At 69.8% G+C, this 20,008-nt stretch carries 16 protein-coding genes; 2 read left to right on the top strand and 14 right to left on the bottom strand.

All coding sequences use genetic code 11. The annotated features are described in order from the left end of the window. Positions 1 to 46 precede the first annotated feature (46 nt). On the bottom strand, positions 47 to 910 hold the full coding sequence (locus tag Q2K21_RS09470) for an ABC transporter permease (protein WP_310768740.1): 864 nt from the start codon (positions 908 to 910) through the stop codon (positions 47 to 49). Further along, entirely contained in the window at positions 900 to 1,715 is an 816-nt protein-coding gene (locus Q2K21_RS09465; RefSeq protein ID WP_310768737.1) for an ABC transporter ATP-binding protein, read from the bottom strand. The genes Q2K21_RS09470 and Q2K21_RS09465 overlap by 11 nt, the downstream gene beginning before the upstream one ends. Positions 1,716 to 1,875: 160 nt before the next feature. Here Q2K21_RS09465 and Q2K21_RS09460 point away from each other — a divergent pair, with 160 nt between their 5' ends. Next, positions 1,876 to 2,568 carry a response regulator gene (locus Q2K21_RS09460; RefSeq protein ID WP_310768734.1) on the top strand — a complete coding sequence of 231 codons (693 nt, stop codon included), beginning with the start codon at positions 1,876 to 1,878 and terminating at the stop codon, positions 2,566 to 2,568. Positions 2,569 to 2,665: 97 nt separating this feature from the next. On the opposite strand, the gene Q2K21_RS09455 is transcribed toward Q2K21_RS09460, so the two are convergent. The 6 genes from Q2K21_RS09455 to Q2K21_RS09430 form a co-directional block, all read right to left on the bottom strand. Next, entirely contained in the window at positions 2,666 to 4,258 is a 1,593-nt protein-coding gene (locus tag Q2K21_RS09455; RefSeq protein ID WP_310768732.1) for a solute symporter family protein, read from the bottom strand. Then, a complete protein-coding gene (locus Q2K21_RS09450) occupies positions 4,255 to 4,821 on the bottom strand; it encodes a DUF485 domain-containing protein (protein ID WP_310768730.1) in 567 nt (188 codons plus the stop codon). The genes Q2K21_RS09455 and Q2K21_RS09450 overlap by 4 nt, the downstream gene beginning before the upstream one ends. Before the next feature lie 69 nt (positions 4,822 to 4,890). Beyond that, complete coding sequence (locus Q2K21_RS09445) at positions 4,891 to 5,568, bottom strand: response regulator transcription factor (protein WP_310768728.1); 678 nt, start codon at positions 5,566 to 5,568, stop codon at positions 4,891 to 4,893. Next, positions 5,565 to 6,716: a sensor histidine kinase gene (locus tag Q2K21_RS09440; RefSeq protein WP_310768726.1), complete on the bottom strand. Its 1,152-nt coding sequence runs from the start codon at positions 6,714 to 6,716 to the stop codon at positions 5,565 to 5,567. The genes Q2K21_RS09445 and Q2K21_RS09440 overlap by 4 nt, the downstream gene beginning before the upstream one ends. Next, a complete protein-coding gene (locus Q2K21_RS09435) occupies positions 6,713 to 7,237 on the bottom strand; it encodes a DUF1453 domain-containing protein (RefSeq protein WP_310768724.1) in 525 nt (174 codons plus the stop codon). The genes Q2K21_RS09440 and Q2K21_RS09435 overlap by 4 nt, the downstream gene beginning before the upstream one ends. Positions 7,238 to 7,760: 523 nt before the next feature. Continuing rightward, positions 7,761 to 9,884 (bottom strand): DNA gyrase/topoisomerase IV subunit B, encoded by a 2,124-nt coding sequence (locus Q2K21_RS09430; RefSeq protein WP_310768722.1) that lies wholly within the window; start codon positions 9,882 to 9,884, stop codon positions 7,761 to 7,763. A 441-nt stretch (positions 9,885 to 10,325) separates the two neighbouring features. Here Q2K21_RS09430 and Q2K21_RS09425 point away from each other — a divergent pair, with 441 nt between their 5' ends. Beyond that, complete coding sequence (locus tag Q2K21_RS09425) at positions 10,326 to 10,556, top strand: DUF7455 domain-containing protein (RefSeq protein ID WP_109495566.1); 231 nt, start codon at positions 10,326 to 10,328, stop codon at positions 10,554 to 10,556. 229 nt (positions 10,557 to 10,785) lie between these two features. On the opposite strand, the gene Q2K21_RS09420 is transcribed toward Q2K21_RS09425, so the two are convergent. From Q2K21_RS09420 to Q2K21_RS09395, 6 genes are all read right to left on the bottom strand, one after another. Continuing rightward, a complete protein-coding gene (locus Q2K21_RS09420) occupies positions 10,786 to 11,604 on the bottom strand; it encodes a serine protease (protein ID WP_310768718.1) in 819 nt (272 codons plus the stop codon). 125 nt (positions 11,605 to 11,729) lie between these two features. Continuing rightward, positions 11,730 to 13,262, bottom strand: a complete 1,533-nt coding sequence (locus tag Q2K21_RS09415; protein WP_310768716.1) for an RNA polymerase sigma factor — start codon at positions 13,260 to 13,262, stop codon at positions 11,730 to 11,732. 593 nt (positions 13,263 to 13,855) lie between these two features. Further along, the gene (locus Q2K21_RS09410) at positions 13,856 to 14,743 is read right to left on the bottom strand and encodes a FadR/GntR family transcriptional regulator (protein ID WP_310768713.1); all 888 of its coding nucleotides are present in this window, start codon (positions 14,741 to 14,743) and stop codon (positions 13,856 to 13,858) included. A 163-nt stretch (positions 14,744 to 14,906) separates the two neighbouring features. Next, positions 14,907 to 16,664, bottom strand: coding sequence for an ABC transporter ATP-binding protein (locus tag Q2K21_RS09405; RefSeq protein WP_310768710.1), 1,758 nt, complete (start codon positions 16,662 to 16,664; stop codon positions 14,907 to 14,909). 123 nt (positions 16,665 to 16,787) lie between these two features. Next, positions 16,788 to 17,546: an NUDIX hydrolase gene (locus Q2K21_RS09400; RefSeq protein WP_310768707.1), complete on the bottom strand. Its 759-nt coding sequence runs from the start codon at positions 17,544 to 17,546 to the stop codon at positions 16,788 to 16,790. Positions 17,547 to 17,677: 131 nt separating this feature from the next. Then, complete coding sequence (locus Q2K21_RS09395) at positions 17,678 to 19,822, bottom strand: glycogen debranching N-terminal domain-containing protein (protein ID WP_386275984.1); 2,145 nt, start codon at positions 19,820 to 19,822, stop codon at positions 17,678 to 17,680. Positions 19,823 to 20,008 lie beyond the last annotated feature (186 nt).

Below are 20,008 nucleotides of genomic sequence, written 5' to 3'. Positions count from 1 at the left end.
TGAGCCGGCCGTCCGGCGGCACGGGATGTGTGGGGAGAGGGGCGGATCAGTGCCCGGAGTCCGACGGCTTCCAGCGGAAGATGCGTCGCTCGGCGTAGGTGAGCAGGCCCTCGGCCACCAGTGCCACGACCGCGAGGATGACCATGGCGGCGTACACGCCGGCCGCGTTGAAGGTGCCCTGGGACTGGGCGACGAGCAGGCCGATGCCCTGGGTGGCACCGATGTACTCGCCGACGATGGCGCCGATGAGGGCGAAGCCGAAGCTGACGTGGAGGCTGGTGAAGATCCATGAAGTGGCCGACGGGATGACGACCTGAAGCGTCACCCGACGGTTGGTGGCGCCCAGGATGCGGGCGTTGGCCACCAGGTTGCGGTCGACCTCGCGGGCGCCCTGGAAGGCGTTGAAGAAGACCGGGAAGAAGACCAGGACGACGGCCGACGCGACCTTGGAGGAGGGCCCGAGCCCGAACCAGATCACGAAGATCGGCGCAAGGACGATCCTGGGTATGGAGTTGAGCACCTTGATGTATGGACCAAGGACATCGGCGAGGAAGGCGACCCGCCCCAGCGCGATACCGAAGAGCACGCCGGCCACGACACCGATGACCCAGCCGAGCAGCGCCTCGTGGAGGGTGACCCAGATCTGCTCACCGAGGGAGCCGAGCGCGGTGCCGTGCGTGACCCAGGTGTAGATCTGGTCCCAGATCTTCGACGGCATCGAGAAGTTGAACGGGTCGATGACCTTGGCCCGCGAGAGCGCCTCCCAGAGGCCGAGCACGGCGAGCAGCAGCAGCACACGGGCAAGCGCGACGACGGCCTTGCGCTTGCGGGCGGCACGCGCGCGTGAGTGGGCGCGGTCCGACTTGGACAGGTCCACAGGGGCTGGCGCGGAGATGACCTCAGGCGACATGGGCGGCACCCCTCTCGCGCGTGATGCGGACCTCTTCGCCGAGGGACTCCCAGATCTCGCGGTAGATCTCGATGAACCGCGGCTCCAGACGGATCGACTCCACCTTGCGCGGCCGCGGCAGGTCGATGTCGAAGACCTGCTTCACGGTGGCGGGCCCGGCGGTCATCACGACGACCTTGTCGGCCAGCGCGATGGACTCCTCCAGGTCGTGTGTGACGAAGACAACAGAAGCGCCCGTGCCCTCCCACAGCTCCAGCAGTTCGTCCGACATCAACGCCCTGGTCTGCACGTCGAGCGCCGAGAAGGGCTCGTCCATGAGCAGGATCTCCGGGTCGTTGACGAAGGTGGCGGCGAGAGCGACGCGCTTGCGCTGGCCTCCGGAGAGCTGGTGGGGGTAGCGGTCCTCGAAGGCCGCGAGCCCGACGCGGGCCAGCCACTCGCGCGCCTTCTGCTTGGCCTCGGCCTTCGGCACGCCCCGGAAACGCGGTCCCGCCATGACGTTGGACAGCACCGTACGCCAGGGAAACGTGGCGTCCTGCTGGAAGACGAAACCGACCTTGTCCCCGACTCCGGCGACCGGCTCTCCGGCCACCAGGACATCGCCCTCGCTGGGCTCCTCCAGGCCGCTGACCAGGGTCAGGGTCGTCGACTTGCCGCACCCGGTGGGTCCGACGACGGCGACGAACTCGCCCCGCCCGACGGTCAGATCCAGGCCCTGAACGGCCGTGTGCAGACCCCCCGACGGGGTCCTGAAGGTCTTGCTCGCGCCCCGTAGCTCGATGGCGGGGCTGGTGTCTGCGCTCATGGCCCGGACCGTAGATGTGGTGCGGGCCACGGCAGCAGTCTTCTGGGCGCAACCTGGACTTCTGCTTGCAAGAGTCTGTTGTGCTCTTTTTGCTCGCGCTACAACAGCGGAGCCGAAACACGGGCTTAACGCTCGCCTGGCCTTGAGAGAAAGAGGCCCGATGATTGACGTCCTGGTCGTGGACGACGACTTCCGCGTCGCCGAGATCAACGCCAAGTACGTGGGAAAGGTTCCCGGCTTCCGGGTAGCCGCCCGCGCGCACAGCGCAGCCCAGGCGCTCGCCGCGGTGGAACGCGCCCCGATCGACCTGGTACTGCTCGACCACTACCTGCCCGACCAGACGGGTCTGGAACTGGTCCACCGCATGCGCGAACGCGGTCACGGCACCGACGTCATCATGATCACGGCGGCCGGAGACGTGGCGACCGTACAGACCGCGATGCGTCTGGGTGCCCTGCACTACCTGGTGAAACCGTTCACCTTCGCGGCCCTGCGCACGCGCCTCGACTCGTACGCCGCCCTGCGTCGCACCGTCGACCGCGTCGGCGGCCGAGGTGTGGCGGGCCAGGAGCAGGTCGACCGCATCTTCGGCGCCCTGCGCACCGCCCCCGCGTCCGCGTCGCCCGGGCTGCCCAGTGGCCACTCGGAGCCGACGACCGACCTCATCTGCGACGTACTGCACCGGGCCGACCACCCGCTCTCCGCCCACGAGGTGGCCGCCCGGACAGGCCTCAGCCGCTCCACCGCCCAGCGCTATCTGCGCCACCTGGAACAGGCGGGCCGGCTGCGCCTCTCCCTGAAGTACGGCGACACCGGACGGCCCGAGCACCGGTACGCGTGGGTGGCGCCGTAGAGCGGTCGTATACGCCGTCAGGGGCGTCCGGTGCTGTCGTCCGGTGTATTCCGGTCACGGTTGCCGGTCACGGGCGCCGCCAGGCGCCTGGGCGGTGTCAGACCGCCCCGGCGCCCGTCAGCGACCGCACCTCGGTCTCCGCGTGCTTGGCCTCGTCCGCCGGTTCCGCCGAGGTGAGCGTGCCGAGCCAGCCCGCGAGGAAACCGAGCGGGATGGAGACGATGCCCGGGTTCTGCAACGGGAAGTACTGGAAGTCGACGGCCGGGAACAACGATTCGGGGCTCCCCGAGACCACCGGCGACAGCAGCACGAGTCCCAGCGCGGGCGCGAGGCCGCCGTAGACCGCCCAGACGGCGCCGCGCGTCGTAAAACCGCGCCAGAACAGTGAGTACATCAGCACGGGCAGGTTCGCGGACGCCGAGACGGCGAAGGCGAGTCCCACCAGGAAGGCCGCGTTGAGGTCGCGGGCCAGTATCCCGAGCGCGATCGCGACCACGCCGATGCCGACGGCGGCGGCCCGTGCCACCGCCACCTCGCTGCGCGGTTCGGCGCGGCGGTGTCGCAACGACGCGTACAGATCGTGGGCGACGGAGGCCGAGGAGGCGAGGGTGATTCCGGCGACGACCGCGAGGATCGTGGCGAAGGCGATCGCTGCGACCACGGCGAACAGAACCGTTCCTCCGGTGGAGTCGGCTCCGCCGCCCAGGTTCAGGGCCAGCAGCGGCACCGCCGTGTTCCCGGCGGTGTTCGACTCTCGTACGGCGTCCGGCCCCACGACAGCGGCCGCACCGAAGCCCAGCACGATCGTCATCAGATAGAAGCAGCCGATGAGTCCGACCGCCCAGACGACCGAGCGGCGGGCCGCCCGCGCGGTCGGCACCGTGTAGAAGCGGGACAGGATGTGCGGCAGCCCGGCCGTGCCCAGCACGAGGGCGAGGCCCAGGCTGATGAAGTCGATCCGCGCGGTCCAGTCCCCGCCGTACTTCAGGCCCGGCGCCAGAAACGACTCGCCGTGCCCGCTGCGCTCCGCCGCCGTCCGCAGCAATGCGTCGATGTCCCCGTGGAAACGCACCAGGACGAGCACCGTCAGCACGATCGTGCCACTCAGCAGCAGGACCGCCTTGACGATCTGGATCCAGGTGGTCGCCCGCATCCCGCCGAGCGACACATAGATCACCATGAGCGCGCCGACAACGATCACCGTCCAGGCGCGCGCCGCCGCGCTCGTGCCCCCGAGCAGCAGCGCTACCAGACTGCCCGCTCCCACCATCTGCGCCACCAGGTACAGCACCGACACGGTCACCGAGGAGGTTCCCGCCGCGATCCGCACCGGCCGCTCGCTCATCCGCGCCGCAACGACGTCCGCGAGCGTGAACCGCCCGCAGTTGCGCACGAGTTCGGCGACGAAGAAGAGCACCACGAGCCAAGCGACGAAGAAGCCCACCACATACAGCAGCCCGTCGTATCCGAAAAGCGCGATGAGCCCGGTGACGCCCAGAAAGGAGGCCGCCGACGTGTAGTCGCCCGCGATGGCAAAACCATTCTCCATCGGCGAGAACAACCGCCCGCCCGCATAGAACTCCTCGGCCGACCCATGCCGGTTGCGGCTCACCCACGTCGTGATCGCCAGCGTGATCGCGACGAAGACGCTGAACAGCAGCAACGCCAGCGCCTGATGGTGTCCGGTCACCGCTCGCCGCCCCTGAGTCCCCGCGTCAACTCCTGGGTGTCCCAGCGCAGATCAAGGGCGGCCCGATCCCTGCGCAACCGGGCGTGCCGCGCGTACGCCCAGGTGAACAGGAACGTCGTCAGGAACTGCCCGAGCCCCGCCAGCATCGCCACGTTCACGGAGCCCGCCACCGGCCGCGCCATCAGCTCCGGCGCCGTCTGCGCGGTCACCACATAGCCCACATACCAGGTGATGAAAACGGCCAGACCTGGAATCACAAACCTTCGGTACCGGCTGCGCACCTCCTGAAATGCCGCGCTGCGCTGCACCTCCAGATAGACATCGGCCACACCACCGGTACGTGTCTGCTGTTCCGTCCGCGCGGGAGGCACGGCGGGCGCGGGAGCGCCCATCCCGTCCAACTCACCCCAGCCGGAAGCGAGCGCGTCGTACCAGGGGTCGTCATACCTCGCGTGTCCGGCCGCCTCCGCGTCCGTGGCATCCGGGCCACGGCCTTCGTACTTCTCAACCGAACTCTCAGGACCGTCCCCGCGTCTGCGGGAACGGTCATTGCTTGACTGCATGCCCAAGGATGGACAGAACGGGAAGATCCCTGACTCTTCTTCCCCCTGGGCTTCACCCCATCAGGTGACTCACTGCGAAGGTGGCTGCACCAGCCCGTTGGCATACGCGTAACGGACCGCCTGAGCACGGTCTTTGAGCCCCGTCTTGGCGAAGAGATTGTTGATGTGGGTCTTCACGGTGGCCGTGGAGACATGCAGTCTGCGGGCGATCTCCTGGTTGGTCAGCCCCTCGGCGATCAGTACGAGCACCTCCTTCTCCCGTGCGGTGAGTCCGTCCGGCGCCTCCGCGGCCGCGGGCGGCTCCGGGTCCGACAGCCGCTCCAGCAACCGTCGTTGAATGCTCGGCGAGAGCCCGGCGTCTCCGGACAGCACGCTGTGCACGGCCCGCACGATCTCGTCCCCGCCCGCGTCCTTGGTGAGATAGCCGCGCGCTCCTGCTCTCAGCGCCGGGAACAGCGACTCGTCGTCCGCATAGGTGGTGAGCACGACGACCTGGGTGCCGGGGTGCTCGGCGCGGATACGCCGGGTCGCCTCGACGCCGTCGCAACGCGGCATGCGCAGGTCCATCAGCACCACGTCCGGGGCGAGTTCGGCGACGAGCTTCACAGCCTCGTCCCCGTCGCCGGCGGCACCGACGACCTCGATTCCTGGAAGTAGCCCGAGCAGCATCACGATGCCCTCCCGCACCACCGTCTGATCGTCCGCCACCACAACCCGGGCGGCCTTCCTGCTCCCCTCCTCCGTCATACGGGTACCTTCAACGTCACCACGAATCCCTCCTCGCCCGGCCCCGTCTCCAGCGAGCCGCCCAACAGCTCGGCACGCTCCCGCATGCCCAGCAGACCGTACCCGGCCCCGGACCCGGTCAGCTCGCCAGGCGATCCGCCCGAGTCCCGTACGTCCAGCGTCACTTGGTGCTCGGCGTACTCCAGCCGTACGCGCACCGTGGCGCCGGGAGCGTGTTTGCGGACGTTCGTCAGGGCCTCCTGCGCAACCCTGCGGACCGCCTGCGAGGCCTCGGCGGGCAGGTGCCTGCGCTCACCCGAGACGGTGATGTCCGAACCGTCCGCCGCGGCGACGAGTTCGCTCAGGAAGTCCTCGAGCGGGGACATCTCGCCGCGCAGCGCGGACAGCGCCTGCCGGGTCTCGGCGAGTCCCTCCCGGGCCATTCCCCGCGCTGCCACAACCCGTTCGAGAATCGTGTCCCGGTCGGCTCCTCCCTCGATCAGTAGCCGGGCCGCCTCGAGATGGACAAGCTGCGCGGAGAGACTGTGCGCCAGTACGTCGTGGATCTCCCGTGCTATGCGGGTCCGCTCCGCCAGGGCCGCCGACTCCGCCTCGGCCGCCCGGGCGGCCCGCTCCTGCGCGAGCAGTCGCTGGGCGCTTCCGCGGGCCTCGGCATCCAGCCTCAGGACATATCCGGCAAGGGCCATCCCCGTGACGGTGGCGGCGGTGGTGAGCCACACGTCGTTATTGACCGCGGCGTAGGAGGCGAGCGCGACCGAGGTCACGGGCAGAGCGGCCGCGAGGGGCATCCGCTCCAGTGCGGTGATGCCACAGCCGCACCAGATCACCAAGGCCGCTTCACTGAAGCCTGCGACCTGCGCCGCAACCGCGATCCCCAGAAGCACGGTGATGAGCGTGAGGGACGACCAGAGCCGGTGCGCGAAGGTGGTGCGGAACAGGGCCCAGGACACGACCGCGGCCACGATGACTCCCGCCGCTCCTTCGACCGCACCCCAGCCACGGGCGGGACTGCCGCTGAAGACCCCCCACAGCAGCATGCCGAGCACCAGCAGCCTCACGGCCCAGGCGAGCATGCGCCGGGGCCGTGAGACGCCCTCACGGCTGAGCGCCTCGCGGGAGGGCCAGCGCGTCCACGCGCTCTCCGTCATACGCGCTCCCTCCACGTGGACCGGGGCATGGCGTCACCGTACGCCGTGGCCGGGTGGCTCGCGGGGGCGAGGGACCGCGCACGCCAGACCAGGATCCCGGAGCGGACGAGCAGTGTGCTCGCGAGGGCGAGCAGCAGGGCAGAGCTGTCCTGACGGACGCCCAGCAGTGCTCCGGACGCGAAGAGTCCGACACGCAGGGCGATACCGCCGAGCCAGACGGCCACGCTCGCCTGGGTGCTCTTGCTCCACACTGCACCGTCCGCCTCCACCCATATACGGGTGGTCCAGGCCCAGCCGGCTCCTGTCGCCAGGCCGATGAGCAGCTCGGCACCGAGGAGCAGGGTGGACTCGGTGGGGTGACGGGAATCGAGTATGCCGGGCTCGCGCAGCGCCAGGACGCCAAGGATCACGGGCACGAGCCACCAGCGCCGGTCGGCGTCGATGCGCCGTGCGCGAAACTGCCGCACGATCACCAGGGCGACCACGGCCACGATCACCAACGCGTTGACGAGCGCGGACATCAGAACCTCCGGAGCGGGAAGGGACGTGGCGGCAGCGAGTGCTGTCGACGCCTTCGACGCTACGGAAATCCGCAGGTCAGCAGATCGGAGCGAGGGTGGATCGTGGGTGGAACCCAGAACGCCCTCGGACTCCACCCCAGGGTGGAGAAACGCCTCGGACGGCGTCGGTGTCATCGACGGATGCCGTCGGCGAGCCGCACGGGTACCGCAGATGACCCGCACGAGTGCCGCCGGTGACACGGTCCGGGACCGCCTGTGACACGGTCCCGGGCCGCTGGTGACACTTACGGGCAGAGCCCGGAGGCCACCCGGCCCAGCAGTCCGTCCGGGTCAGTCCCACCCGGGACCAGCCTCGGGCCTGCCCCCGGGCCGGGCCGAGCGCAGCCGCTACGCGATCGATGCGCCGCGACCCGTCCAGCGTCGCCGCCGAGCTGGAGCAGAGCCCGGCGGCCCGGCCCAGCAGCCGCCAGGTCCCATCCCACCCCAGACCAGTCCCGCCCCCGGCCCAGGCCGAGCGCAGCCGCTACGCGTCGATGCGCGACCGGTCCAGCGTCGCCGCCGAGCTGGAGATGAACTCCTTTCGCGGCGCCACGTCGTTGCCCATCAGCAGATCGAAGACGGTCTCGGCGGCGTCCAGGTCGGAGAGGTTGATCCGGCGCAGGGTGCGGTGGCGCGGATCCATCGTCGTCTCGGCCAGCTGGTCGGCGTCCATCTCACCGAGGCCCTTGTACCGCTGGATGGAGTCCTTGTAGCGGATGCCCTTGCTCTGGAACTCCAGGAGCTTGTCACGCAGCTCGCGGTCCGAGTACGTGTAGACGTACTTGTCCTGGCCCTTCTTCGGCTGGATGAGCTCGATGCGGTGCAGTGGCGGCACCGCGGCGAACACCCGGCCCGCCTCGACCATGGGCCGCATGTAGCGATGGAACAGCGTCAGGAGCAGGGTGCGGATGTGGGAGCCGTCCACATCGGCGTCGGTCATCATGATGATCTTGCCGTAGCGAGCCGCGTCGATGTCGAAGGTCCGGCCCGACCCGGCCCCTATGACCTGGATGATCGCGCCGCACTCGGCGTTCTTGAGCATGTCCGTCACGGACGACTTCTGAACGTTGAGGATCTTGCCACGGATCGGCAGCAGCGCCTGGAACTCGGAGTTCCGGGCGAGCTTCGCCGTACCGAGCGCGGAGTCGCCCTCGACGATGAACAGCTCGCTGCGCTCGACGTCGTCGCTGCGGCAGTCGGCGAGCTTGGCGGGCAGCGACGAGGACTCCAGAGCCGTCTTGCGGCGCTGCGCGTCCTTGTGCTGACGGGCTGCGATACGCGTACGGGCAGCGGCGACGGCCTTTTCGAGGACCACACGGGCTTGTTGGGCGGCATCCCGCTTCGCGGAGGTCAGGAATGCCTTGAGCTCCTTGGAGACCACGTTCGTGACGATGCGGCGCGCCGCGGAGGTACCGAGGACCTCCTTGGTCTGGCCCTCGAACTGCGGCTCGGCCAGGCGCACGGTGACGACCGCGGTCAGCCCCTCCAGGGCGTCGTCCTTGACGATGTCGTCCTCGGCGACGCGCAGCAGCTTCTTGGCGCGCAGCACCTCGTTCATGGTCCTAGTGACGGCCTGCTCGAAGCCGGCGACGTGGGTGCCGCCCTTGGGGGTGGCGATGATGTTGACGAACGACCTGAGGGTCGTGTCGTAGCCGGTCCCCCAGCGCAGCGCGACATCGACGCCCAGCTCCCGGGTGACCTCGGTGGGCGTCATCTGGCCGTGCTCGTCCAGGACGGGGACCGTCTCCTTGAAGGTGCCCTGGCCGGAGAAGCGGAGGACGTCGCACACCGGCTTGTCGCTTGCCAGGTACTCACAGAACTCGCTGATGCCGCCGTCGAAGCGGAAGGACTCCTCGCCCTTGCTGCCGCCCTCACCGAGGCCGTACTCGTCGCGGACGACGATGGTCAGGCCGGGCACCAGGAACGCGGTCTGGCGGGCACGCTGATGCAGCGTCTCCAGGGAGAGCTTGGCGTCCTTGAGGAAGATCTGGCGGTCGGCCCAGTAGCGCACGCGCGTGCCGGTGCGGGTCTTGGGGAGCCTCTTGGCCTTGTGCAGGCCGCTCTTCGCCTCGAACTTGGCGTCCGGCCCGTCACCGGCGAAGACACCGGGCACACCGCGCCGGAAGCTGATCGAGTGGGTGTGGCCACCGCGGTCGACCTCGACGTCCAGGCGTGCGGAGAGCGCGTTGACCACGGACGCGCCGACACCGTGGAGACCGCCCGACGCCGCGTACGAGCCGCCGCCGAACTTGCCGCCCGCGTGCAGCTTGGTCATGACGACCTCGACTCCGGAGAGGCGGGTCTTGGGCTCCACGTCGACCGGGATGCCACGGCCGTTGTCCCGCACTTCCACCGAGGCGTCGTCGTGCAGGATCACCTCGATGTGGTCGCAGTAGCCGCCCAGAGCCTCGTCGACGGAGTTGTCGATGATCTCCCAGAGGCAGTGCATCAGGCCGCGGCTGTCGGTGGAGCCGATATACATGCCGGGGCGCTTGCGCACGGCCTCGAGACCCTCGAGGACGAGCAGGTGCCGCGCGGTGTAGTTGGAACCGTCCCGGTCTGCTCCGGTCAGCAGCGCTGTGGACGGCACGGACGTCTCGGCGGTCACGCGGTTCGCTCCTCGCTGAATTTCAGGTGGGGCCCTTTGGGGTAAGGGGCTGGCTTCGGTCGCCGGTCCGAGGGTACCGAGGCCTGGTAGAGCCGTTGTACCGCCACCCTCTTCTGAACTCAGACTAGTCCAGAGTCGTACGGGCGTTCGATCCCTCGATGGAGTGAAGTACATATCACGTTCCCTTCGAGGCATGAACCATTTAGGCTCCGGGCACGTCCTCATGAACAACCGGCAACCCCGCCGGGAGGACCGGACAACCGACAGACAGCGCGAATCCGTACGACGCAAGAAACGCAATACGGCTCATTCGCCGCCAACCGGCAGCAGACAGCCGGCCTGGAAAGAAATTTTCAAGGAAAAGCCGCGAGCGGGAACGTTTTCGGCCTGGTTGGATGTTGACCCTGGTACGACAGCTCGTCGAGCTAGAGAAGAGGCGACGTGACTACTGTTCTGACCCCCGCGAGCCCGCTGACGGCCGCTGACCGCTGCGACCGTTGCGGCGCCCAGGCGTACCTGCGCGTCGTCCTCCTGAGCGGCGGAGAACTGCTCTTTTGCGCCCACCATGGTCGCAAGTTCGAGCCGGAACTCAAGAAGATCGCCGCTGAGATACAGGACGAGACGGAGCGGCTCACCTCCGTTCCGGCAAGCGCATCCGAAGAGGAACGCTGACACTTCGCGTCCACGACGAGCCGACACCGGCACCGAGGCCGGTGAACGGGCGGCCACCCCCCTGGTGACAGGAGTGGCCGCCCGTACTCGTACCGTGCGTCCCACAGCGGGTTTCTGACACGTACCCGGCTCGGACGGCCGGCGGCGACGGCCCAAGGCCCTCCCTTATGCGTACAGGGACCGCTTCAGTGCCCGTACTTACGGAGGTTCCCGTACGGGCTCGCTGTGCTCAGCGGCCGACCGTCAGCGTTTTCACGACCTCCGAGATCCTCGTATAGACCCCGGGGCTGCCGGCCTGCCCGCAGCCGTTCCCCCATGACACCAGGCCGATCAGGCGCCCTTTGGCGACCAGCGGCCCCCCACTGTCTCCTTGACAGGCGTCGTGGCCGCCCGCGGACACCCCGGCACACAGCATGGACTCGGCCACGTACTTCCCCCCCAGGCCGCCCGGATACGCCTGTTGACAGGCCGTATCCGGCAGGACCTGTACGTTCGCGCCACGCAGACTCAGTGCGTAGTCGCCGCCCCCTGTTGAGTCACCCCAGCCGTACACCGTCGCGGCCGTACCTGGTGTATAGGCCTGATCGCCGGCCGCGGCCATGGGGATGACCGAGCTCGGGGGAAGCGGGGAGGCAAGGGTGAGAACGGCAAAGTCCCCGGCATTGGTAAAACTGTTGTACTGGGGATTCACCCAGGTGGCGGTCACCGCGACCTCCTTGCCTCGACTGGACAACAGGTCCGTACGGTCCGTGATGATCTTCAGGTCCGCCATTTGACCCGGCGGCGCTCCCAGGACGGCCGCGCTCAGACAGTGGGCCGCGGTCAGGACCCTGGAACGGTCCACCGCCACTCCCCCGCAGAACTGCCCTGCCCGCGTACCTCCGAACCGGTCACGGCTGGAGAGGGCGACCGTCCACGGGCTCTGCGAGATGTCGACCGGAAAGCCTCCGATGACGACGCTGTCGGACGTCGCGGATGCGGGGGAAGCGAGTGGTATCAGGGCTGCCGCAGCTGCGAGGGCCAACGCTCCGGCGAAGGGACGACGCATGCGCACTCCTCACTGTGAGGTTGTCGTGGAACACCCACAGTGATTCAGGTCATCGCATCGCGCACGCGAAAGGGCCCGACTCCACACCGGAGCCGGGCTCTTTCCGACGCGCTGTCGAGGCTCGCCTAGTCGAGGTAGTCGCGCAGCACCTGGGACCGCGACGGGTGACGCAGCTTCGACATCGTCTTGGACTCGATCTGGCGGATGCGCTCACGGGTGACGCCGTACACCTTGCCGATCTCGTCGAGGGTCTTCGGCTGACCGTCGGTGAGACCGAAGCGCATGGAGACGACTCCCGCCTCGCGCTCGGACAGGGTGTCCAGGACCGAGTGCAGCTGCTCCTGGAGGAGCGTGAAGCTGACCGCGTCGGCCGGGACGACGGCCTCGGAGTCCTCGATGAGGTCACCGAACTCGCTGTCGCCGTCCTCACCCAGCGGGGTGTGCAGCGAGATGGGCTCACGGCCGTACTTCTGGACCTCGATGACCTTCTCCGGGGTCATGTCGAGCTCCTTGGCCAGCTCCTCCGGGGTGGGCTCGCGACCCAGGTCCTGGAGCATCTGGCGCTGCACGCGCGCGAGCTTGTTGATGACCTCGACCATGTGCACCGGGATACGGATGGTGCGAGCCTGGTCGGCCATGGCGCGGGTGATCGCCTGACGGATCCACCAGGTGGCGTACGTGGAGAACTTGTAGCCCTTGGTGTAGTCGAACTTCTCGACCGCACGGATCAGACCGAGGTTGCCCTCCTGGATGAGGTCCAGGAAGAGCATGCCGCGGCCGGTGTAGCGCTTGGCCAGCGAGACCACCAGACGGAGGTTGGCCTCCAGGAGGTGGTTCTTGGCGCGGCGGCCGTCCTCGGCGATGATCTCCAGCTCGCGCTTGAGCTTGGGGGCGAGCTTGTCCGCGTTGGCCAGCTTGTCCTCGGCGAACAGGCCTGCCTCGATGCGCTTGGCGAGCTCGACCTCCTGCTCGGCGTTGAGCAGGGGGACCTTTCCGATCTGCTTGAGATAGTCCTTGACCGGGTCGGCGGTGGCACCGGCCGCGGCGACCTGCTGCGCGGGCGCGTCGTCCTCGTCCTCGTCGGAGAGCACGAAGCCTGCGTTCTCGGCGCCCTCGGGCTCGTCGCCGCCCTTGCCGGGGGCCTCCTCGAGGACGTCGTCCTCAAGCAGCTCGACGTCGTCCTTCTTGGCGGTCGTCTTCTTGGCGACGGCCTTCTTCGCAACCGTCTTCTTGGCGACCGCCTTCTTGGCGACCGCCTTCTTGGCAGCGGCCTTCTTGACGGACGCGTCCTCAGCCGGGTCATCGGCGACCGGCACCGCCGGAGCAGCGGGGGCGGCGGCCTTCTTGGTGGTCACCGTCTTCGCCGCGACGGTCTTGGTGGCGGTGCGCTTGGCCGGACTCTTCGCTGCGACGCTCTTTCGTGTGCGCTTGGGCTCTGCGGCACTGACCATCAGCGTCACACCCTCTTCCTCGAGGATCTGGTTGAGGCTGCGCAGTACGTTCTTCCACTGAGTGGCCGGAATCTGGTCAGCTTCGAAGGCCCGACGCACATCGTCGCCGGCGATCTGCCCCTCAGCCTTTCCCCGCTCAATGAGAGCCATGACAGAGACGGACTCGGCGATCTCCGGCGGGAGCGTACGGGATGTGCTGGCCGACACGAACAACCTCTCGGAACGTTGGAAAACGGCTTCCGGCCCCGTCCACAGCGGACAGGAGCCGACCGCCGGCTTGGGGATGGGCCGACGGCGCGGGCGGGGGCCGGGAAGATGCACAGCGCCGTAAACGGCGTCCGTATTCCCTCCTCGGCTGTCACCTCTTAGGTCATCGCGCAGTTCCGAAGAGCGTTACGCCCAATCTTCGTGGCCCGGGTCACACCCCGTAACCACTCAAAAACGCCCAGATGCGGGCAGAGGTGGTCGGTCGGCGTCATGACCCGCATCCAAGCGCCGACGACTCCACACCCTGTCGCACCGTGGAAGCCGTGAGCGACACCCGGGAACCGTGACCCGCGTCACAACACCCACAACCGGCAGCGGGACCTCCGCGACGGCCGACCGGCACCGGGACTTCCACGCCCACGCCGCCCTCGGACCGGCGGGCGCCCCTGGTCTCCGTCGGGCTCCGCCGGGTCCCTGGAGGATCCGACGGAGTCCGACGGCGGGTGAACGGCGCCCTGCAGCCGTCGACCGCGCAGGCCGGGCTCTGTCCCACATGGGCGCCCGCTCCCGGTCGCACCGCCAGCGGAATGCGGTCAGTGCTCGCGCGGCGCGGGCACCACGCGCTCCACCTCGGGGTGGACGGTCAGCAGCTGACGCATCGCTCCCTCAGCGGCTGCGCCGTCGCCCGAGGCGAGCGCGTCGACGATGCGGGCATGCTGGGCCAGGGCGGTGTCGTTCGGGCGGTCGCAGCCGGTGACCGGGCCGCCGGAAACCTGGAGGGCGGCCGAGACGATGCCCGAGAGGTGCTCCAGCATGCGGTTTCCGGCGACCTGGATGAGCAGCGAGTGGAACTCCGTGTCGGCGCGCGAGAAGGTCAGCGAGTCGCCCTGCCCCATGGCGTGACCCATGATCTCGACCATGTCGCCGAGCCGCTGCTGCACCTCCTCGCGCCCATGGCCGGCGGCGAGGCGGGCGGCGAGCGGCTCGATGGTCCAGCGCAGCTCGCTGAGCTCACGGCGCTGGTCGTCGCGCTGCGGCCCGAAGGCCCGCCATTCGATGATGTCCGGGTCGAGGAGGTTCCAGTCGCTCACCGGGCGCACGCGCGTGCCGACGTTCGGGCGGGCGCTGACCAGGCCCTTGGCCTCCAGGACGCGCAGTGACTCACGGACGACGGTGCGGGAGACCTCGAAGCGCTGGCCGATCTCCTCGGGCACCAGTGGGCGGTCCGCGCCCAGGTCGCCGGAGACGATCATCTGGCCGAGCTGCTGGACGAGTTGGCCGTGCAGTCCGCGTCCGCGGTTGCCTGCGGCGCGCCGGCCGACGCGGCCCAGTTCCGGGTCCGCGCCCTCCCATGAGGGTGCGCCGACGCGGTCGGCGGCGGGCGCCTCGGCGTAGGGGTAGCGGTCGAGTTCGCCCGGTCCGGCGAGGCCGGAATCTGCTGAGCGGGCGGCGGTCATCATGGTGTGCGCAAGGGTACTCACGGATCCTTTGTCGGCTCCGTTTCCAACTCCCTTGAGGTCTTTGGTGAAAAGCACACGAAAGGGTGATCGCTCACGGCGTCCTAATTGACGCCTTATCGGAAAGAAATGGGCGTTCTTCGGGGAAGTTGTGCGCACGGCGGGAACGGATGGGCACGGACGGTCGTCATCTGACCCTGCCGCGCAGGGTTGTGAGCAGATACGCGCAGAGCAGCGCGGCCAGAGAGAAGGCCATCGCTCCACCCACGGGTTGCGCGATCACGCGCGCCACGGCGGCCGGATACCGCTCCCCGAAGAGCCACGGCAGCAGCGTCAGCTCACGCATCCGCGCCGTGAACCCCGCCGCGGTGCGGACAGGCGCTCCCCCCAGCACCTTCTGTACTAGGGGGACGACGAGGACGGGCACCGCGAGCACCGCGGCGAGCCCGGCACTCGTGGACCGGAAGATTCCGGCAGCCAGTACACCGGCCCAGGCGCACCCCACGACAAGCCCGGCCCAACTCGCGCCGAGAGGAAGCCAGTCGGCGGGAACACTCCCGAGCTCCCCTCCGTAGAAGAGATAGAGCATCCCGAGATCGCAGCCGACGGCGAGCAGGGCCGGCGCCAGCGCGATGGCACCGGTGACGAGGAGTTTCGCGGCGAGCAGTCCTAGGCGGCGAGGGACGGTGCCGCGGTCCGCCGCCAGGGCGGGATGGCGGAATTCATCGCCGAAGGCCGCGGCTCCCAGCAGGCCCGCGCCGAGCGCCGCTGGCGGCAGCGGCAGCTCGTACGGCCAGGCGGCCAGCAGGCGGGGCTGCGGGGTGTGTCCGATGCGTGCGAGGAGTACGGAGACGAGGGCGGAGGTGACAAGCACGGCGGCCGCGGTGAGGTAGCCGGTGCCGACACCGGTGGCGCGGCGCAGTTCGTAGCGCAGCGGGCGCAGCGGGCCGGGGGCCGGCCGGACGCTGATGGGTGGTGGCAGCGGGGACGCGTTGCCCGACTCGAGCACCTCGGCCGGCGGAGACGGGGAGGGCGAGGGGGAGGGGGAGGTCTTCTCGACACCTGCGGGCGGGCCCATGTCGCCGCTCTCATCAGCGAGTTGGTGTACGAGGATGCCGTGCCGGAACGCGGTGTCGCCGACGTGGGCACACGTACTGCCATAGACCGTCAGCCGGTTGCCGTCCTCGTGGACGACTTCCACGGAACGCCGCGCTGTTCTGGCCTCCTTGGCGAGGAGCGTGCCGAGGCGCGTGGCGTGCGGGCTGCGAACCGCCACTCGGGGTCGCAGTCGGGTGCGGGCGAAGTCGGCGGCTTGCTGGTCGGCCACGAGCCGCCCTTGGTCGAGAGTGACGACGTGGTCGGCGTTGCGTGCGGCCTCCTTGGGGTCGCCCGTGGCGAACAGGACGGTGCCGCCCTGGGCGGCGTGCGCACGCAGAACGCCGTGCAGCCAACGACCGTCGCGGGCGCAGAGCCCGGCGGCGGGGTCGTCGAGCACGAGCGTGTGAGGGTCGGCGAGCAGGGCGCAGGCGAGGCCGAGACGGCGGTCCATGCCGCGCGAAAGGGTGCCCAGGCGCTCGTCGCGCAGACTGACGAGCCCGACCGCTTCAAGGACCTCGTCGGCACGGCGGATGGGCGCGCCCGCAGCGGCGCACAACATGCGCAGCTGTCCACGGACCGTGCGTGCGGGGTGACCCGGGACATCGCCGAGGAGGACCCCCACTTCGTGCGAGGGGTGGGCGATGCGGTGCAGCGGACGACCCCGGAAGTAGGTGATGCCACGGCCCGGTTGGAGTTCGAGCATGAGCCTGAGCGCCGTCGTCTTGCCCGCGCCGGAGGCTCCGAGGAGCGCGGTGACACGGCCTGCGTGCACCTCGAAGGACACGTCGTCGACGGCGGGCGGAAGGTCCTCGCGGGAGTGGCTGGTCAGTCCGATCGCCTGGATCACCCGAAGCAAGATAGCGCGATATGTCCATTTTTTCGGGTACCTAAGGGTGACCGGGCGCCGACTTGCACTCCATTCGGATGTTTATCGGGAACAGCCTGTCTTCCCGCCCCCTTCGGCGGGCTCTCAGACCTCGGGACGCAGCATCGGCGGATTGAGCAACGTGGCGCCACCCGCGCGGAAGAGCTGCGCGGGGCGGCCGCCCTGCCGGGTCGTCGTGCCGCCCGTGGGGACCAGGAAGCCGGGCGTGCCGGTCACCTTGCGGTGGAAGTTGCGCGGGTCGAGCGCCACTCCCCATACGGCCTCGTAGACCCGGCGCAGCTCGCCGACGGTGAACTCGGGCGGGCAGAAGGCGGTGGCCAGTGACGAGTACTCGATCTTGGAGCGGGCGCGCTCGACGCCGTCCGCCAGGATCTGCGCGTGATCGAAGGCGAGCGGCGCCGCCTGTTCGCCGTCCCTGCCGTAGCCGCCCTGCTGCAGCAGCTCCTCCACGGGCGCCCAGCGCGCGCTGTTGGCGTCACCTCCGGCTCGGGGCGCGGGCAGGTCGGGGGCGAGCGCTAGATGAGCGACGCTGACCACCCTCATCCGCGGGTCGCGTTTCGGATCGCCATAGGTGGCCAGCTGTTCCAAGTGGGCGCCGTTGTCCTGAGCCGGCACGGACGGGTCATGGGCGCGCAGCCCCGTCTCCTCGGCCAGCTCGCGTGCAGCGGCCTGCGCCAGGTCCTCGTCGGCCCGTACGAAGCCGCCTGGGAGTGCCCACCGGCCCTGGAAGGGGGGCTCGCCCCTCCGTACCGCCAGCGCACACAGGGCATGGCGGCGCACGGTCAGCACGACCAGGTCCACAGTGACGGCGAAGGGCGGAAAGGCTGACGGGTCGTAGGGCATGCCGCGATCATAGTCGTCTTCCTGACGATAAACACTCCCTTCCCCGACCGCTTCGGCCACTGATCCACTTCTGTCCGGTACAGGTCTCACCAACAGCCACCATCCACGGTCCTCTGATACATCACCCGAGGTCACACGCCCAGCTGCAGTCCGTCAGCCGCCTCCTCAACCATGGCCAGGCCGAGCCGGCCGACGCGGACGGAGAAGGGGGCCCCGGCGACCCTCAGTCCCGTCAGGACGATCTCGCCGAGCGGGGCGCTGCGGACAGGGCGCAGGGTCACCGTCCCGGCCGGGATGTCCGGGCGGACGCCCGCGAGCGCGGTCAGAAGGAGCACACCGGCGGCAGCCGCCGTGGCGGCCGGGCGGCAGGCCGCCGGATGCGGCAGCGGCGCACTCCCTTGCGTGCGGGGCTCGCCCGCGAACATCTCGGGCAGCCGGTATCCGAACGCCTCCGCCGCGGCCAGCAGCCCGTGCAGCAGCCGGCTCGCCTCCTTCTCGTAACCCGCGGCGGCCAGCCCCGCGAAGGCGACCGCGGTCTCCTGGACCCGCACGGCTCCACCACGATGTCCGAACGGGTTGTACGCCGCCTCTTTGGCACCCAGGCCACGCAGGCCCCAGCCCGAGTCCATGGAGGGACCGCCGAGCAGCCGCACGAGCTGCTCGGTCCGCACCTTGTCAAGCAGGCCCGGCGCCAGGGTTCCGCAGCCCAGCAGTCCGGTGTCGAGCAGATGGACGGCACCCGCGCCGAGGTGCGGCACGAGACGCCCGTCCGGCATGCGGGCGGCCGCCGGTCTGCCGCCGGACGGGTCCTCGATCCAGAAGTCCTCGCCGAACGCGTCGCGCAACGCCTCCGCCCACTCGCGCAGCTCTGATCCACCCGAGCGCCCGCACTCGTCGAGCAGATCGGCACCGAGCACCGCAGCCCGATGGGCGTATGCCTGGATCTCGCAGCGCTGCGGCCCACTCGACTGCGGGTCGGGGAGATAGACGCCGTCGCCGACGGCGGTGCGCAGCCACCTCAGACAGTGCTCCGCCGCGGGCAGCAACTCCCCAGTCTCCTGCTCCGGCAGTCCCCACCTCCGGGCCTCCGCGAGGAGCACGGGGAACAGCAGGGTGGCCTCGGTACCGGTGCAGCCGGGAGGAAGGTGCGTGCCCGCGTCCCTCCGGGGACCTGGGACCATGCCCGAGCGCGAGCTGCTGCCGCCGAGTTGGGTGCGGGCCAGGGTCCGCAGGGTGCCTGCGGCGAGGCGGGTACCGAGCGGCAGTGTCATCCGGGCCGCCGTCAGGGCCTCGGCAGGTGCCGGTCCGCAGCGCCACGGTGCCCCCGCCGCGAGGTGGGTGTCGGAGGGGTACCCGGGGGCGCGCAGCAGCAGCGCCTGGAGGTCCTCGACGCAGGTGCGCAGCAGCGGCTCGACTCTGGGGTCGTCTCCCGTAGCCCGGGCCTGCGCAAGCAAGCCCGTCGCGGCGCGTCCCACTGGTCCGACGAACCTCGTGATGTCCGGCCGGACGCGCAGCTCCACGCTCCGCGTCCCGCCCGGTGGCAGTTCCAGCTCCCAGCGCAGGAGTCCGGCGGAAGCGAGGGCATCGGCGGGCGGCGGATCGGCCGTGACCGCGGAGTCGCCCTTCGGGCAGGTCCAGCGGAGTCCGGAGTCGTGGACCGTGGAGGGGAGCTCGGGCCCTGTGCTGCCCGAGGCGATCGCGCCCAGCTCCGCAAGGTCCGTGGCGAGGGCCACCTCCACCGGCAGACGGAGGGGCCGCGGGGCCGCGCTGTGCAGGATGATCCGCTCGGTGCCGTCCGCGGACCGGATGCGCTCCACGACAACGTCCGGATCCGGGCCGGCATCCGGGGAGACGTGAACCGTCCCCACGAAGCGGGCGCGGTCGGCTGCGACCATCCGGGCCTGCACGGCAACCGGCTCGCGCCCCGCCACCCGGACCTGGCAGCGGGCGAGTGTGCGCCGACCCGCGCGGTAGAACCCCTCCAGGCCTCGACCCGTCAGCTGCCCCTGGTCCGTGGAGATCGCCAGTCCGGGCAGGGCGACACAGATCAGCGCGGCGTGGGCGGGCGGCAGGCCGACGATGAGGCGGGGCGCGGGGCTGGGGGCCCGGGTCGGGCCGGTGCCCTGCGGCCGGTCTGCGGGCGGCAGTGGAGCCGGTGTCCTGCCCTGGTCCCTGAGCGCTACCGGTGAGGCACTCCTCGGAGGCGAGGGCACCGACAGGTCGTGGCGAGAAGCTTGATCGCCGTCGTTGGCAAAGGGCGGTGTGGGCAGGGGCATGAGGCGGCTTTCTCTGCGCTCAGTGGGCTTTGGACGCGTCCGGCGTCGGGTGAGGGGCTCCGGAGGGGCGTGAGGAGTGCGGCGGCGCGCTCGGACACGGGTTCCGCCACTCAGGTGAACGGAATGGGCCTGCCCGGGGTCACGCCCGTGGGCGGGTAAGCCGACCGAATGGCGGCAGGGCGGGGA

It is taken from the genome of Streptomyces sp. CGMCC 4.7035 (assembly GCF_031583065.1).
Taxonomy (GTDB): Bacteria; Actinomycetota; Actinomycetes; order Streptomycetales; family Streptomycetaceae; genus Streptomyces; species Streptomyces yaanensis.
This window is presented reverse-complemented; position numbering and strand designations above follow the sequence as displayed.